Raw genomic sequence first — 14,572 nt, forward strand, 5'->3', positions numbered from 1 at the left:
GACCGCTTTCGCCCCAAAGGGGACACCAGTTGCCGGAAGAAATCGGCGCAAAAGCAGCTTCCGATCAACAATCGAATCTCAGCTTCTGTGATTCACACCTACAAGCCGCATAGGAGTTCGCGCCTGACCTGAAGAGCAATTGCTGCGAAGCCCTTTCCAGTGCCGCGCTTGCGGGGCGCGTAGTCCTGATTAGCAGAAACATCCTCCCATTGACTCACCGATTCCACGTACCTATGAGTGTTATCGGTATCAATTTCAAACGCTATGAACCGCTCTGCGTGAGTGAGCAAAAGACCATAAAGGTTGGGCATACCGGGAAAGTCGACTTCAAGATCTAGTACGACGGTTTCTGACCATCTAATGCCTTCGGACTCGCCATGGTTTTTTAAGGCGAGGGGAATCCCTCTGGCCAACCAAGCTTTGGCGGTTACCATGAGTCTGTGGGCCACAAGAGCATTTTGCTCTTGCACGTTCAGTTGCCGCTTTTTTAACAGACGCTCAATGTCCACTTCAATCTCCTCAAAATCGTCGCTTCCAGAGTGGCGATGACCTATCAAACGCGCAACGACTCAGGCGATTCCCATCTCCACGCTGCTACCCGGTCCGCGCGAGGCGTAGCGACGTCCCGATGTCTTACCGAAAGACGTCTTTCGATCCAAAGCGGTCGTAACGCAGCTCCAAGTCAGGGCTTGAATGGATCAATCCAACCAGGCCGAAGTCCTGCCTCGTATTCTTTGCGTACGTAGGCGAGCGACTCTGCGCATCCCATTTTCGCCTCGATAGCGCCTATGCATCCCCAGCAATCTCCGCCGCAATTGTCTGATAGCGGATCTGCTGGGTTGTCGAGTAAGCGTCTGCAGATCGTGCAGTATTCCGGCTTATTGCTGTTCGTCATAATCCCACTTTCCAAACGTCCGATCTTGGCCGATTGCTGCCTACCAGAAATGGGTGGCGTCTCCCCGAAGACCACCCCCTGTCTCCCGCGCCGTCCCCAGACGCGCCCTCCAATACCATCAACCCTTCCGCCCCACCCCAAGACAAAACATCTTCCGATAATCAGAAGGCGACGTCCCCAGATGCGCGCCAAAATGCTGCCTCAAAGACAGCGACGTCCCAAACCCCACCTCCCCCGCGATGCATTCAATGGGCAGCTCAGTCGTTTCCAACAACGCCTGCGCTCTAGCCACTCGTTCAGCGGTCAACCATTTGGACACAGTCGTGCCGGTGGCTTCCTTGAACCGACGGGTAAAAGTCCGTCTGCTCATTTTTGCCATGTCTGCCAGCACGTCGAGGGACAGGTCGCCGGACAGGTTCATTCGGGCCCAGGTCAGGACGTCGGACAAGTGAGTCTCGCCAGATAATTGCGGCACCGGGTGTTCAACATACTGCGCCTGGCCTCCAGGCCTGTGGGGTGGCGTCACGAGCATTTTCGCGGTGCGATTCGCCACGTCTGCGCCGAGTCGCTCGCGTACCAGGTGCAGGCAGCAATCGATTGCCGCCACCGTTCCGGCGGACGTCACGATGTTATCGGCGCTGACGTAGAGCACTTCGGGCTTGAATCGAACCTTGGGAAAACGTTGCGCAAACTGGTCACGGACGGCCCAGTGGGTGGTTGCTTCCTTTCCATCGAGCAGCCCGGCATCGCCGAGGACGAACGCTCCCAAACACAATCCCACGATGAGCTTGCCTTGCACGTTGGCGAGCTGCAGCGCTTGCACGAGTTGGGGCGATGCAACGAGAGATTGGTCGCCCCACGCCGGGATAATGATGACATCGCAGCTTTCCATCAGCTCCAGGCCGAGGCTTACCGACAGGCCAATGTCCTGGTCGGTACTGATCACTCCGGGCACTTCTGCGCAGTAATTGATTTCATACCGAGGCCCATCGGGCGCGGATTGGGCGGTTCCCAATACCATTCCCGGCACGGAAAGATGAAAAAGGCTGACGCCTTCGAAAGCTAGAACGGCAACGCGTATGGGGAGCATGAGGAGGCCTCGATTCGCCCTGTGGGCCCAAGCCGAACCACGTCGAGCAGCTGGCCCGATTATAGCGAAATATGTCATTCGGGCCACTGTTGGCTCGCGAGACATTCGGCAAGAATGGATTCCTCGATGTAAACAACAGGACCGATTCTTATGAAACTCAGAACTTTACCGCTTGCCGTCAGCATGGCTTGTGCCGTAGCCGCTGCCTCCTCGTTCGCCAGTTCGAATGTTCCCAACGCGCCGGACGCCTCTCACAAGTTGGATTTGCAGCAGGTTCGTAACGCGACGGTGAAAATCACCTACGGTGACACCACTTTCCTGATTGATCCGATGCTGGCAAAAAAAGGCGCTTATCCGGGTTTTGAAAATACCTATCGAAGCAACCTGCGCAACCCCTTGGTTGATCTGACGGAATCACCGGAGAAAGTTATCGCCGGAGTCGATGCCGTCATCGTCACCCATACGCACCTGGACCACTGGGACGATGCCGCGCAGAAAGCGTTGCCTAAAGACATTCCTTTGTTCGCCCAACATGAAGAAGATGCACAGCTGATTCGTTCCCAGGGTTTCAAGAACGTACGCGTGCTGACCGATGAAGCCGAATTCGGCGGCGTCAAGATCACCAAGACCGGCGGCCAGCATGGCACTGACGAAATGTATGCCTTGCCAGCACTGGCAAAACCGCTAGGCGAAGCCATGGGCGTGGTTTTCCAGGCGCCGGGCTACAAGACGCTCTACCTTGCGGGGGACACGATCTGGCGCAAAGAAGTAGACCAGGCCATCAACCAGTACCGGCCGGAAGTTATCGTGCTCAACGCCGGGAAGGCAAAAATGGCCGGATTCGACGGCTCGATCATCATGGGTGAAGAAGATGTGCTTCGCGCCTCGAAAGCCGCGAAAAACGCACAGATTGTCGCGGTGCACATGGACGCGATCAACCATATGTCCCTGACTCGTGAAGAGCTGCGCGCTTACGTCAAGAAGCAAGGGATTGAGGGGCGTGTGGACATTCCGGAGGACGGCGCTTCACTGGAGTTTTAAAAAGCGAAAGGGACAGGTTTGATAAAAAATCTGTCCCCTCCTCCAATATTTCCCCTCGCAGCTACCTGAATCGGTCAAAGTAATCCACTTTTTCAGGATATTGGGGCCGGCATCCAAGTGCGGAAAATGCTGCAGCTGCTTTTTCGTCAGGTACGCCGTCGGCAAGAATTTTGGCCTGTATTACCAGGCATTGCGCATCATTTTTATTGCTCGCTCCAATCGCGTGGTGTGCACTAACTGCAATCGCGCCAAACCCAGCCAGGGCAGCGAAGCAGCCCAGTGCTAGAAACCCCCTGGCTGCTCCTAATACCACGACCCTATATACCGACACTATGCCGAACCCAAGAAAAACCCCGCCGGTTCCGAGCACGGGTGGGTTTGCGAACTTGATCAAGGGCTGACAAGTATAAGCAGCTATTGAAGCAAAAATAACGTAGGCCAAGAACGTACCTTGGAACTGATTCTTTTTGTCCTCGACCGTTACCATTGCGGAGGTAGGCTTCAACACTTTACTCATTCATTTTTCCCGTATGTGAGAATTCACTAGCTGTCCATCGAAACCAAATGAATTGGCGCCTACTCAAACCCGCACGGAAAACCGCTCCGCCGCCCGCCTCTCGAACATCGCCTGCTCCGTCTCCCGCGTCGCCCGCTCGCCCTTGTACGCCAACTGATTGAAAAACAACCCGTCGGAATATTCCTGTATGGACACCGACCCACGGTCTTTCAGCAGCGGGGCCAGATCGATCGTGTTGGCGAAGTTTTCCTTGGTCAGGCTGTAGAGGCCCAGGTAGCTGCCGGACCATGGCGAGTCGGCGTCGACCAGGTCGATCGAGGCGTCGCGGACCGCGATGGCGGCGGCTTTCAGGTCCTTGGAGTCGTTGAGCAAGTCGGTCAGCCGCTGGATATCGGCGCTGCTGAGCTGGCCGGCGCTGTTGAGCACTTTCAGGCTGCCGTCGGCTTCGACGGTGAAGCCGTATTTCTTGCCGGCCAAGTCCGGGTGGGTCGTCGAGAGCGTGGATTGGAAATCCTCGAACGAGGACTTCAGCGTACTGGTTGCCCCTTTGAGGATCTCGGCGTATCGAGGAAAGTCCGGTGATTGCGAGCGCCCAATCCAGGTCTCGATCGCCACAGGCATCGGCATCGTTGCCTGGGCTTCTTCGCTGGGATGGAAGATGGCCGCTGGGCTGGCGTTTGCCAGGAGTTCTTTCGCAGCGTCTGTCGGCGCCTTGGTCACGAGCGCCTGTTCGGAGCGCGTGAGGTTGGTATTGGCCGGCGGGATGTAAGCGGAACTGACGGTGAGTACCATTTTTCATCGGTCCATGATGGCGGGTTCGTACAGGTTATCGACGGTGCTGGATCCAACTTTAGAAATCGCTTCACGTCGCCAGCTTCGCAGCTTCTTGATGGGGTGCGGTCCGCGGGCCAGGCTGATGATCCAATCCGCGAAAAGAATGACCACAGATGATTGTTACCAGAGTATTTCATCGGCATTTCATCAACTTTTCTGAACGGCAGTCGATGGACTTACAGATTCCAGGGAGCAGTTCAGAATGAGAAACAATCAGCCGGTCACGCAACGTGAGATTTCGCTCGCACCTCAGCAGAAGCTGATTTCCACCACGGATACGCGAGGCGTCATCACGTATTGCAATGACGCCTTCGTCGAGATCAGCGGATTCGACAAGGTGGACCTGATCGGCGCACCACAGAATATCGTTCGTCATCCGGATGTGCCGCCCGCCGTGTTTGCGCACATGTGGGCCGCGCTCAAGCAAGGCAAGCCGTGGATGGGGATCGTCAAGAACCGCTCGAAAAACGGCGACCATTATTGGGTCAATGCCTACGTCACGCCTGTTTACGAAGGGAGCCAGGTCGTCGGTTACGAGTCGGTCCGAGTCAAGCCGACGGCCAGCCAGATCCGCCGCGCCGAAGCGCTCTACAAACGCATCAGGCTCGGCAAGGCAGCTGTCCCGGGGCTTGATCGGTGGTACCCCTTCCTGCTCAGTTGGGTACCGGTTCTGTTGATGGGTTTATTGGGCACAGTAGGCGGCGCCTTCCTCAATACCACCATGGCAATGCTGCTTGCTGTCGGAGTATCGATTCCGGTCGGGTTGATCATCTTGCGCCAGCAGAACAAAGGCGCGCTGCGTCTGTTGGAAATGGCCGAGGCCTCCACCTCGGATGCGTTGCTGGCGAAAATGTACAGCGACGAGCGCGGCCTACAGGCTCGCCTTGAAACAGCTTTCGAGAGCCAGGCATCCCGGCTCAAGACGTGCCTCACTCGCCTGCAGGACACGGCCGAGCGACTGACCGGTTTGGCCGGCAGGTCCGACGGCCTGGCCGCCGACAGTTCACGCGGGCTTGAACGCCAACGCGTCGAGACTGAGCAAGTGTCGGCGGCGGTAAATCAGATGTCGGCGACCACCCAAGAGGTCGCCAGTCATGTCCAGCGCACGGCTGACGCTACCCAGGAAGCCAATGTACTGACCGGGCGTGGACGCGACGTGGCCCGAGACACCCGCCAGGCGATTCAGCGTCTCTCCGAGGTGGTGGGCGAAACAGGGCTGACGGTCGCGCAGCTGGCCAAGGACAGCAACGAAATCGGGACGGTGGTCGATGTCATCAAGGGCATTGCCGACCAGACCAACCTGCTGGCGTTGAACGCCGCCATCGAAGCCGCGCGCGCGGGAGACATGGGCAGGGGGTTCGCGGTGGTTGCCGATGAAGTGCGCCAACTGGCGCAGCGCACGACTCAATCCACCACTCAGATTCATAGCCTGATTTCCAAGCTGCAGGTCTCCTCCAACAACGCCGTGAAAACCATGGAAAGCGGCCATCGACAAGCTGAGGAAGGCGTCGCCTGGGTGCTTGAGGCAGACAAAGCACTGATCGGTATCAGCGAAGCCGTGGCACACATCACCGACATGACCACCCAGATTGCCGCGGCGACAGAAGAGCAAACCGCGGTAGCAGACGAAATCAGCCGCAATATCACCACCATCGCGAACCTGGCAGACCAGACCTCCGAACAGGCCAGGCACTCGGCGGAACTGAGCAAGGAACTGACGCAAACGGCCATGACCCAGTACTCGTTGGTGGAGCGATTTAATCGCTAGTCAATCAACCGAATTGAATTCGCTTTGCCAAAGCTGGTGTGCGCCATTACGGATTTGATGGCCGGGTACCGGGTCAACCAGACCTGAGTCTGCAGGTGAATGCCAACAATTTTGGCAGCCGTCGACTACTGCCAATTCGGCGAGTTTGGAGGGGATGAACATGGTCATTCGAGAAACATGATGTTGAGTGCCAAGTACAGTTTCTAAAGAACCTCTGTCTAGCCCTGGAACAAGTGTGCATGTTTCAGGGCAAGACACAGCGCCTTAACGTCTCAGGAAATTATCCACGGACTATTCTCCAGTGGTGGTTAGATAAAGCAACAAGCCTCGCGGCAGCGCTATCGAGCAAAACTCTTCCAACGCCTTAGCTTGACACTCAGTCAACTCATAATCGTAAAAATAATTTTCCCTTCTTACCCAGCCCATGATTTCTGCCAGATCTGGGCTACCAATGCAGAGAGTTATCTCCCAACAAGCAAAATCGCTCCCTGCAATCACTCCCATAATTCTGTGTTTCAAAGGACCGGCCCAAGTAATTGTTATGTTACCAAGCGGCTCGGTAACGAAATGAGATCTGGTAATCAAACTGTTCGGGAACGATCAGGTGGCTGAAGAAGGGTTGAAGAATCGGAATCCATTCTTCCAGCACATCAAAGCCACCGTCATAGATGTTTGGCTCGTTCTCTAGACCCAGTGCGGCGATAGCTGACTTATCTTCCCGTAAATCTTCCGTATATTCTTTACCTTCACCCCACTCCGTTTTCTGGTCATACCAGTCCATCCTTAACTTTAAGCCCATTGAACCATCTCCATATCTGTACGCCGTCTTCTAGCGAAAGAGCTAATAAGCGCCGTAAAATTCTCGCTAGTCGGCTGTCGCCCCAATAAAATATTCCAGTCCCACGGGGAGCTTCCTGCCCAGGATCGCTTCAACTCTCTTGAGCTGCTCTTCCGTAATTCCCTGCTCCCCTGGACCAATTTCGCTGAATGGTTTTGCTTCGACTATCTGAGCCAAGGCTTCTTTTTGTTCGGCGTCTTTTATATCAATCTCAAATTGTAATGAGTCGTCATTTTTTTCATCCGGGTAAAAACCAGCTATCGAGTAATAAGGCACCATTCTCTCCCACTACTACGTTTTTGGACCAGCTCGGCAAGCATAGTCTTGCTAAGCACCCATCCTGCACAGCCCCCAGACAAAAAATCCCAAGATGGGAATCCAAAGGATTACCAGCTATCTCGATAATCGAAGGCTACTTGATAGTCATAAGAATCCCAGTCAATTGGATGTTGAAAATAAGGCCGAAGAATTTCTACCCATTCCAAGGGAACATTAAATCCACCGTTATTTATATTATTCTCGAAAGGGATGCGCAAAGCGTCGATGACAGCACCGTCATCGCCGAGGTCGTCAGAGTACTCCTCCCCCTCGAAAAATTCGGTTTGTCTGCCATACCACTCGAGTCTCAGTTTGAGTCCCATTTGATCCTCAAAAATTTTTCTATGCAGCCCTTTCCTTGGGACACTCAACAAACCAAACTAAAATACCGTTCAACTCCTCCCCCCCCTCATGTTTTACTCAAGGCAGACAATTTGGATAATGACGTTATCCCCATTTAATGCGGTACTGGTCCACCTCTCTAATACCTCTACCTGTTCCGGCGAGAGGTCATAACCATCGTACGGGTCTTCAGGTTGCGTCCAGCCCATTAGTTCGCTCAATTGAGTCGAGTACGACTTTGGAATCTCCACGCTCTGCAGCAATTCCTCAGTTCCCGCGTCGAAAACCTCAATGACGTGCCTCATTTTTCAACCCTCCTGGATGGATCAGCAGGTTTTGTTTGCTCCCCCGTTACGAAATCGAACTCGCCGAGGTGCTTACCTTGCTTTGTATATACTTCTAGCGCGCCATGTTGAGAGTCCCATTCATAGATTTTTCCCGCGCGATCCTTCCATCGTCGACGTTTTTTACCTCCGCCACGTACAGACGTTTTCAAGGGGGCGGACTTCGCGTCTGGAAAGGCGGGAAAGGACAGTGGAGATGGGTAATACTTATGATCCCCCGGAACACTCAAAACCACATAAACCGGCCGAACCCCCGAGTCCACCGGAAACACCAGAATGAAATCCTTGTACTCCGGCGGATAGATCGGGTTGACGATAATGCTGTCCGCCACGGGCGTCGGCGGATAAATCCAGATGTGTGGCGTCTGAGGGGCGGCTTCCAAGGCCGGGATGCCGAGGGTGTCGGACGGGTCGATGGCTGGGGTCCAGATCAGTTCGATGCCGTCGCCAAGGTCGGCGACGTACTGGTCGGCACGCGGCGTGAGCTGGATGACGTCGACCATTTCCCAGGCGCGGTTCTGGCCGGTGTAGAAACCATAGCCCTTGAGGCTGCCATCGGCCTGCTGCTCGATGCTCAGGCGCATGCGGCTGCGGGCCTGTTTGAGATTGCGCAACTGGTCTTCGCTGTAGAGTGCGCTATCGCCGAGGCTGGAGGGCCAGAGCAAGGCGACGATACCGGTCAACAGCTCCGCGCCGACCGTGCCGCCGACGGCTCCGGCGCTTGATACTGCGGACCCGCCCAGTGCGAGCCTGCCCATTGCGGCGGGTATCGCGCTTGAGCCGATCTGCTTCAGCGGAAGGGTTCCCGACGCGTCGGGGCTCCTGGCGCCAAGCCACATCAGGTCGCCGTACTGCTTGATCAGGTCCGGCGGAACAAAGCCGTTGGGGTTGCTGTAGTCAATGATTCCGTTGGGCAGCGCGCAGCTTTTGGCGAACACCGACCCGGTAAGGACGAGGGGCGTTCGCTCAACCTTGGCCCAACGTTGTTTTTCATAAGCAGCCTGTCGGGCAAGCATGGCTTTGTGGCCACGCTGGAGTGCTTCGTACTCCGCCACCTCGCTGGAGGTCATGTCTCGATAGGAAACGCGGTGCCCTTCTCCAGAAGGTGGATTGCGAATTTTGGGCAGGTCTTGGGGGCGTGTGGTCACGAGTCGCGAATCTCATCCTGAAAATCCAGGACGGACGCTAACGCAAGGGGTAAGCGCGGCGATGTAGGACGCGTCTTGAATTGGCTACTCCGTTTTCCTCAGACGCCAGAGGGCCGGGGTCGAAATAATCAGCGGAACCGCACAAAGTTGCTGTAAGAGTCTTTCCCGATAGTTCGCGACTTCACTATCCTACGCATCCAACCCAAACGGACTTTGCCTAGATGCATCTGCGTTCAAGCTTGTTGTGCCTGTGCCTGTTCAGCAGCCTTGGGCAGGCCGCCATCGACTGTTCTGCCCTGGCGGAAAAGCTCTCGGGAACGGTTCCTGAATTTCATCCGTCAGTGCAAGGCAAGGTCATTGGCACCGGGCGCCTGCATTTTCACGAAGCGCCGGACGGGGCCTGCGCCAACAAGAAGATTTTCGTGATACCCGGCGACTCCCTCACCGTTTACGCCAGCCTTGAAGACGAGTCCTGGCTGGAAGTGAACTACATCGCCAAGGATGGCGAGGACTACACCGGTTGGGTGAAGGCAGACCGGGTACAGATTGGCGAACCTTACGGAGCTCAACCGGATACCGATGACGCGCCGGAGGCTGATGCCCAATAATCGGTCAGGTTGCTGTCGACGAATCATTAGCCAGCGGTTGTTCCTCCCAGTTCAAATCCACCGCTACTTTGGGCGAGCGGCGTTCAGGAGATCTGCATTTGATTGGATATCGGTTCGAGCGCACCGCGCGGGGTGACTTGCACATCCACTCGCTCAACCGGGTGCAGAGCGTAGTCGTGTTGCTGACCAGTGCGCTGGCCTTGATCTTTCCCGTGGGAGCCGTGCTGGCGATTGCCACTGCAGACTCGTCGCTTGTGGGCATGGATCCGCTGACCTTGCTCCTCATGGTGCTCGGGCTGCTGCTGATTCCTGCCCTGGGCCTGGCGCTGCTGGTTTACACCGGCACCCGCGAGACCCTGCTGCTGTCGCGTGTCGACGCTGAAGGCAAGCGTCGCACCCGAAACTTTTTTGGACGCCGTGAGCGGGTGCGATCGGTGTTCAGGATCGACGCCGTCAAATACCTCGAACTTCGCCGCCACCCGGAGGCCGAGCCAGCCCGCACCCAGCTATGGCTGGTGCTGCGCGATGGCACCGAGCACCGCCTGACGAGCGACAACGTTCCGGTAGTGCCGGGAAGCAAACGCACTGACCTGTGGCTGCGTGAACTGGCCGACTACCTGCAAGTGCCAAAGCCCAGCGAGGTGATGATCGGTTCGACTGCCGTTGCGAAGGCAGCCTACCGGCCTGCTCCAACCCCGGCGAAGATCGCCAGGCAGCGCAAAGCAAAGGCGCCGACACCTGCGGCTGAGACGACTGAGCAACTGGGCACTCCCGTCCGCGCCCTGCTCGCCCTGTTTGGCGCGTTCCTGGCTGTGTATGAGCTGACCCGAATCATCACCTGGGTGCCTTCGCTGTTTACCGGACGGTTGCGCATTGGCATCAGTCGCCCGACGACCTTCTACTGGGCCGAGGAGCCGATGACCTTTTCCTTTCACATGCTTATCGGCGTCGCCGAGCTGCTGGTCATTGGCGTCATCGCCTGGGGTTGTTTGCGCGTGGCGATCGAGGGGCGGATGAAGTCCAATCCTTGAGGGCGGTTGCTTCCACTCGGTTGCGTAGCGGCCGCAAATATCTGGGGCCGCTACGCGACCCAGCGGGAGCAAGCTCCCTCGCCACGGGGGCTGGGTTGGATTGATTATTTCTGAGCGCCAGAAAAACCTGTGGGAGCGAGCCTGCTCGCGAAAGCGGTCGTACACTGCTGACCACCGCTATCGCGAGCAGGGCTAACGGTCCGCGCTATTCATCAACAAGCCGAAAACCGAATTCCCCCCGTAACACCGCCACGACCTGCTCAACAGACGGCCCCTGTATCGGCGGAGGATCAGGACGCTCGCAAAATTCCCGCCAGACAAAGAGCGTCAATTCCGCACCATCGGTCTGAGGCAAACTGCTGTCGATCGAGCCGAAAGTCTGCAGCAGCCGGTACCTGTCGTCGTTCCAGAACAGCGCTTCGACCCAGTGATAAACCGGAATGAAATGGAAGTGGATGGAGTAACCAGCGTCATGACCAAAACGGCCGATGTACAGTCGCCTTGGTTGCAGGCAGGTTTCGATGGCGTGCTGGATTCGCGCTTGCAATACACCCAACTCCGCCAGCGCTTCAGCCGACAGCGATGCCAAGGCATTCGTCATCTGTTTTGCGCTGAGCATCAGGTAGCCGGGCAGTGCACTGTCCACGCGGTGATTGATGAGCCAATGCTCTGATTCATGAACGATAAAGCGAGGCGATATTTCCATCGGATGACCTGGATGGGGTTTGGGGGCGGCGGATCAAGGCAACTTACAACCCGCCTCCACTGGACGCAGGCGTTCCCGCCAGGAAATCCGCTATCAACGATACGACCTCCTGTTGAATCACCCCACGATCACGCCCGTTTTCGCCGTCCCGGCAAATGATGCCATCGCCGGGCACTTCTTCTTCGAGCATTGCCTGCGCATCAGGCTTGCAAATCGACATGAAACTGAAATGGCTGGCGTCGCTGATTTCCACATAACGGCTGGACGCCGGCGGCAGGCGCCTGGCGAGGTTGGCGGACTCCAGCTCGGCGGGAAGTTCGCGCGAGGGCACGCCGGCGGCAATCACCAGGGTGGGCACCGGCAGCACGGAGAGGCTTTCATCGGTCAGGCCTCGCGACAGGCCCAGATCCAGAGTGATCACGGCTGTGACGCGTTTGTCGCGCCAGTCGGCGGCCAGCGCGGCTTTCGAGTCTAGGCTGCTCGCCGGATTCATCTGCCCATAGACGGTGCAACTGGCTAGCTGCGGATGGGTTTTGCAATCGTCGGCGAAGCGGTCCGGGTCAAAACGGGCGCCAGCAATTTCCAAGGCGGTCCAGCCACCGAGTGAATGGCTCACGACGGCGACGCGATTGTTGGCAACCTGGCCGAATTTTTCCGGTTGAGTCGTGACTTCATCGATGGCTCGGCGCAGATCAACGGACCGCTGCCATAACTGCGCCGCTGCTTGCGGACTGCGGTCATGGGTGGTGGTGCCAGGATGATTGACGGCCGCGACGATGTACCCCTTACGGGCCAGGGCACTGGCAAGCCAGACCTGATTGCTCCAGTTGCCCCTGTATCCATGAGAAAGCACCACCAGGGGATGGTCACCGGCAGACGGCGGCGCGTCACGAACGGCAGATGCGCCGACAAATACCGCGTTATCGGCGATCAGTTGCGGGGTGGCGGCAGTTGTGCCGGGATACCAGACGACCATTTCCAACGGCCGGTCATCCTGCGGATTCGAGACTGTCGAAGAGCGAAAGCCGACAGGGTATTCGTCAGCGAATACGGAGGTGGCCAGGCAGGCCAGAAACAGAGCCCCGAAAGCATTGTTCAATGTCGTTCTTCCTTGATCGGACAAACAGTTGAGTTGCGCGGGGCATTAAAGCTTAATTCCGTATCGTCGTGCCCGATTTTCACTTTCAAAGAAACTCAGCCCACCACTCAGCCTCTCCACGGCGCAATAACGCCCTCGACCAAGGCAAAAGCCCGGCTCACGAAACCATTGAAGCGCGCCGCATCACGGCGTATCCCGGCCTGTTGCCCGCCAATCAGGCACAGATGGGCCATCTGCCCGATGACCTCCGCCTGACCGGGCGCCGGGGCCAAGCGACGGCACGCCTGTATCGCAAAGGCCAATCGTCTTGCGTCGACACGCTGCTGGAACTCGGCGACCAAGGGATCATGCAGCGACCACGCGCGGATGGACACTTCCCGCCCAGGTTGTTTCTGCGCGGCGATTTCCAGGTAGCGCTGCAACGTCTCTCGCGCGCTCCGACCCTGGCCCGCATAAGCAAGCATGCGCCCCGTGTAGTCCTCTTCCCAGGCAGCCAGCAAAGCGCGGACAAAGTCTTCACGATTGCGAAAATGGTGATAGAACGAGCCACGGGTCACATTCAATCGACGCGCCAGGCTTTCGGCCGAGACGCCTGTGTGGCCTGCCTGGTCGAGGGCCTCGAAGCCTGCCGCGATCCAACGGTGACGAGTCAGTTTTTCCATGGTTACTTCGCTCCCTCTCAATGCACCGTACAGACTGTGTAGGGTGCCAAACCGATTGATACGCTGCGAACACCTGCATAGAAGGCCGTTGCGTTTTGCACGCCAGCATTTTCATGGAGTTCGCCTTGAAGCAAATCGCCCTGATCGCTTTCGACCAGTTCACCGACATCGACCTGTTCCTGATGTGGGACATCTTAGGCCGCAATACGGAAGACTGGCACGTAAGAATTCTGGCCTCCAGTCCTGTCGTGACATCGGCGCACGGCTTGGCGGTTTCGGTGCACGGCCCGCTGTGCGAGGCCAATGGCGCGGACGCGGTGTTGTTCGTCAGTGGCAAACAAGGCATACCTGCCGCGCTTGCAGCTGCGGACTTCCTACCGTCGTTTGAACTCGATGCCGGACGCCAGCGAATAGGCTCGATCTGCGCCGGGGTGTTTATTCTCCAGCGGCTTGGGCTGCTGCCCGACGGCCGGGCAACTACCCACCCGGAGGCTCGCTCAGGCCTGCTGGCCCAGGGAATCGAGCCCGTGGATCAGCCGCTGGTCTGCCACGGGAATGTCGCCACGGCAGGCGGATGTCTTGCCGCGCTTTATCTGGTGGGATGGCTGGTTGAATCCTGGTTCGATGTCGAGAAGCGCCGCGCAACCCTGCTCCCCGTCCTGCCGGCCGGGCAGCAAGCGCTCTACGATATCCTGATCGGGCTCAGCATCCGACAAGGTCAGATCCAGAGAATTGGGTCCAGGCCAGGCGCTTAAACAGCAATCTCAACCGGCCTTGTTCCACTCACCCACCATCGCCTCATAAACCTCTTGGCAAGCGAACTCCGCAGAAACCTGCGCGTCGGCAAAAACCTGTTCGCCAGCCGTGGTCAGACAGGCGTAGCCCACGCGCGCATCTCGCGGATCGCTTTGTCGGGACACCAAGCCTATTTTTTCAAGCGGCAGCAGGGACTTGGTCACCGCCGACGCAGTCAGGCCCATGCAATCGGCCAGGTCAGCGCGTCGAAGCCGGGAGCTGTGGGCATGCTTGAGGTGGTAAAGAATCATGAAGTCGCTGAAGCTCAGGCCATGCACGGCGGAAAGCTTGGCATCGACCCGCCGCGCAGCCGAGGTGTAGGCGCGTGACAAGCGGATACAGCGATCAAGCATCGATCCGTTCGCGGTCGGTTCAGTAGGTGAATCTACAGACATTGCAAAATGCTCCAGCGCTAAGGGGAAAGACATCAGATCGACCCGGCTTCCAGTTACCGGGTGAACGTTGATTTGCCTGCACCCAGAGGGCCGAACGGCAACCCGTACCAATTCAGGCCAGCCCTACCTTCCAGATACTTG

The 14,572-nt window shown here is 57.3% G+C and carries 17 protein-coding genes; 5 read left to right on the forward strand and 12 right to left on the reverse strand.

Annotated features, from left to right (window positions below; all coding sequences use genetic code 11):
- Positions 1-98: 98 nt before the first annotated feature.
- Together PSH78_RS16205 and PSH78_RS16210 are read right to left on the reverse strand one after the other, a co-directional pair.
- On the reverse strand, positions 99-509 hold the full coding sequence (locus tag PSH78_RS16205) for a hypothetical protein (protein WP_305495418.1): 411 nt from the start codon (positions 507-509) through the stop codon (positions 99-101).
- A 504-nt stretch (positions 510-1,013) separates the two neighbouring features.
- Complete coding sequence (locus PSH78_RS16210; protein WP_305495420.1) at positions 1,014-1,985, reverse strand: GlxA family transcriptional regulator; 972 nt, start codon at positions 1,983-1,985, stop codon at positions 1,014-1,016.
- A 150-nt stretch (positions 1,986-2,135) separates the two neighbouring features.
- On the opposite strand from PSH78_RS16210, the gene PSH78_RS16215 reads away from it, so the two are divergent.
- On the forward strand, positions 2,136-3,026 hold the full coding sequence (locus PSH78_RS16215) for an MBL fold metallo-hydrolase (RefSeq protein WP_305495422.1): 891 nt from the start codon (positions 2,136-2,138) through the stop codon (positions 3,024-3,026).
- Positions 3,027-3,087: 61 nt separating this feature from the next.
- Here PSH78_RS16215 and PSH78_RS16220 read toward each other — a convergent pair whose 3' ends face one another.
- Both PSH78_RS16220 and PSH78_RS16225 read right to left on the reverse strand, forming a co-directional pair.
- On the reverse strand, positions 3,088-3,543 hold the full coding sequence (locus PSH78_RS16220) for a hypothetical protein (RefSeq protein WP_305495423.1): 456 nt from the start codon (positions 3,541-3,543) through the stop codon (positions 3,088-3,090).
- A 63-nt stretch (positions 3,544-3,606) separates the two neighbouring features.
- Entirely contained in the window at positions 3,607-4,335 is a 729-nt protein-coding gene (locus PSH78_RS16225; RefSeq protein WP_305495424.1) for a hypothetical protein, read from the reverse strand.
- A 304-nt stretch (positions 4,336-4,639) separates the two neighbouring features.
- Here PSH78_RS16225 and PSH78_RS16230 point away from each other — a divergent pair, with 304 nt between their 5' ends.
- The gene (locus tag PSH78_RS16230; protein ID WP_370871130.1) at positions 4,640-6,145 is read left to right on the forward strand and encodes a methyl-accepting chemotaxis protein; all 1,506 of its coding nucleotides are present in this window, start codon (positions 4,640-4,642) and stop codon (positions 6,143-6,145) included.
- A gap of 544 nt (positions 6,146-6,689) precedes the next feature.
- Here the strand turns inward: PSH78_RS16230 and PSH78_RS16235 are convergent.
- From PSH78_RS16235 to PSH78_RS16250, 4 genes are all read right to left on the reverse strand, one after another.
- A complete protein-coding gene (locus PSH78_RS16235; protein ID WP_305495427.1) occupies positions 6,690-6,944 on the reverse strand; it encodes a colicin E3-like toxin immunity protein in 255 nt (84 codons plus the stop codon).
- 66 nt (positions 6,945-7,010) lie between these two features.
- Complete coding sequence (locus PSH78_RS16240) at positions 7,011-7,262, reverse strand: pyocin S6 family toxin immunity protein (protein WP_305495428.1); 252 nt, start codon at positions 7,260-7,262, stop codon at positions 7,011-7,013.
- Positions 7,263-7,369: 107 nt separating this feature from the next.
- Entirely contained in the window at positions 7,370-7,624 is a 255-nt protein-coding gene (locus PSH78_RS16245) for a colicin E3-like toxin immunity protein (RefSeq protein WP_305495430.1), read from the reverse strand.
- Between the two features lie 320 nt (positions 7,625-7,944).
- The gene (locus tag PSH78_RS16250; protein ID WP_305495432.1) at positions 7,945-9,135 is read right to left on the reverse strand and encodes a colicin E3/pyocin S6 family cytotoxin; all 1,191 of its coding nucleotides are present in this window, start codon (positions 9,133-9,135) and stop codon (positions 7,945-7,947) included.
- A gap of 221 nt (positions 9,136-9,356) precedes the next feature.
- Here PSH78_RS16250 and PSH78_RS16255 point away from each other — a divergent pair, with 221 nt between their 5' ends.
- Together PSH78_RS16255 and PSH78_RS16260 are read left to right on the forward strand one after the other, a co-directional pair.
- Entirely contained in the window at positions 9,357-9,743 is a 387-nt protein-coding gene (locus PSH78_RS16255) for a hypothetical protein (protein WP_305495433.1), read from the forward strand.
- A 98-nt stretch (positions 9,744-9,841) separates the two neighbouring features.
- Positions 9,842-10,774 carry a hypothetical protein gene (locus PSH78_RS16260; protein ID WP_305495434.1) on the forward strand — a complete coding sequence of 311 codons (933 nt, stop codon included), beginning with the start codon at positions 9,842-9,844 and terminating at the stop codon, positions 10,772-10,774.
- 205 nt (positions 10,775-10,979) lie between these two features.
- On the opposite strand, the gene PSH78_RS16265 is transcribed toward PSH78_RS16260, so the two are convergent.
- The 3 genes from PSH78_RS16265 to PSH78_RS16275 form a co-directional block, all read right to left on the reverse strand.
- Positions 10,980-11,480 (reverse strand): HIT family protein, encoded by a 501-nt coding sequence (locus PSH78_RS16265; RefSeq protein ID WP_305495435.1) that lies wholly within the window; start codon positions 11,478-11,480, stop codon positions 10,980-10,982.
- Positions 11,481-11,523: 43 nt separating this feature from the next.
- Entirely contained in the window at positions 11,524-12,579 is a 1,056-nt protein-coding gene (locus PSH78_RS16270; RefSeq protein ID WP_305495436.1) for an alpha/beta fold hydrolase, read from the reverse strand.
- A 107-nt stretch (positions 12,580-12,686) separates the two neighbouring features.
- A complete protein-coding gene (locus PSH78_RS16275) occupies positions 12,687-13,241 on the reverse strand; it encodes a TetR/AcrR family transcriptional regulator (RefSeq protein ID WP_305495438.1) in 555 nt (184 codons plus the stop codon).
- 125 nt (positions 13,242-13,366) lie between these two features.
- On the opposite strand from PSH78_RS16275, the gene PSH78_RS16280 reads away from it, so the two are divergent.
- On the forward strand, positions 13,367-13,996 hold the full coding sequence (locus PSH78_RS16280; protein ID WP_305495440.1) for a DJ-1/PfpI family protein: 630 nt from the start codon (positions 13,367-13,369) through the stop codon (positions 13,994-13,996).
- Between the two features lie 9 nt (positions 13,997-14,005).
- Here PSH78_RS16280 and PSH78_RS16285 read toward each other — a convergent pair whose 3' ends face one another.
- Positions 14,006-14,389: a MarR family winged helix-turn-helix transcriptional regulator gene (locus PSH78_RS16285; RefSeq protein WP_305495442.1), complete on the reverse strand. Its 384-nt coding sequence runs from the start codon at positions 14,387-14,389 to the stop codon at positions 14,006-14,008.
- Between the last annotated feature and the right edge of the window lie 183 nt (positions 14,390-14,572).

The sequence above is a fragment of the Pseudomonas sp. FP198 genome (genome assembly GCF_030687895.1).
In the GTDB taxonomy this organism is placed as follows: domain Bacteria; phylum Pseudomonadota; class Gammaproteobacteria; order Pseudomonadales; family Pseudomonadaceae; genus Aquipseudomonas.

Coding starts and splice junctions, on each gene's coding strand:
- PSH78_RS16225 (WP_305495424.1), bottom strand. CDS start 4,335: ATGGTACTCACCGTCAGTTCCGCTTACATCCCGCCGGCCAATACCAAC.
- PSH78_RS16235 (WP_305495427.1), bottom strand. CDS start 6,944: ATGGGCTTAAAGTTAAGGATGGACTGGTATGACCAGAAAACGGAGTGG.
- PSH78_RS16240 (WP_305495428.1), bottom strand. CDS start 7,262: ATGGTGCCTTATTACTCGATAGCTGGTTTTTACCCGGATGAAAAAAAT.
- PSH78_RS16255 (WP_305495433.1), top strand. CDS start 9,357: ATGCATCTGCGTTCAAGCTTGTTGTGCCTGTGCCTGTTCAGCAGCCTT.
- PSH78_RS16275 (WP_305495438.1), bottom strand. CDS start 13,241: ATGGAAAAACTGACTCGTCACCGTTGGATCGCGGCAGGCTTCGAGGCC.
- PSH78_RS16265 (WP_305495435.1), bottom strand. CDS start 11,480: ATGGAAATATCGCCTCGCTTTATCGTTCATGAATCAGAGCATTGGCTC.
- PSH78_RS16245 (WP_305495430.1), bottom strand. CDS start 7,624: ATGGGACTCAAACTGAGACTCGAGTGGTATGGCAGACAAACCGAATTT.
- PSH78_RS16210 (WP_305495420.1), bottom strand. CDS start 1,985: ATGCTCCCCATACGCGTTGCCGTTCTAGCTTTCGAAGGCGTCAGCCTT.
- PSH78_RS16285 (WP_305495442.1), bottom strand. CDS start 14,389: ATGCTTGATCGCTGTATCCGCTTGTCACGCGCCTACACCTCGGCTGCG.
- PSH78_RS16220 (WP_305495423.1), bottom strand. CDS start 3,543: ATGAGTAAAGTGTTGAAGCCTACCTCCGCAATGGTAACGGTCGAGGAC.
- PSH78_RS16215 (WP_305495422.1), top strand. CDS start 2,136: ATGAAACTCAGAACTTTACCGCTTGCCGTCAGCATGGCTTGTGCCGTA.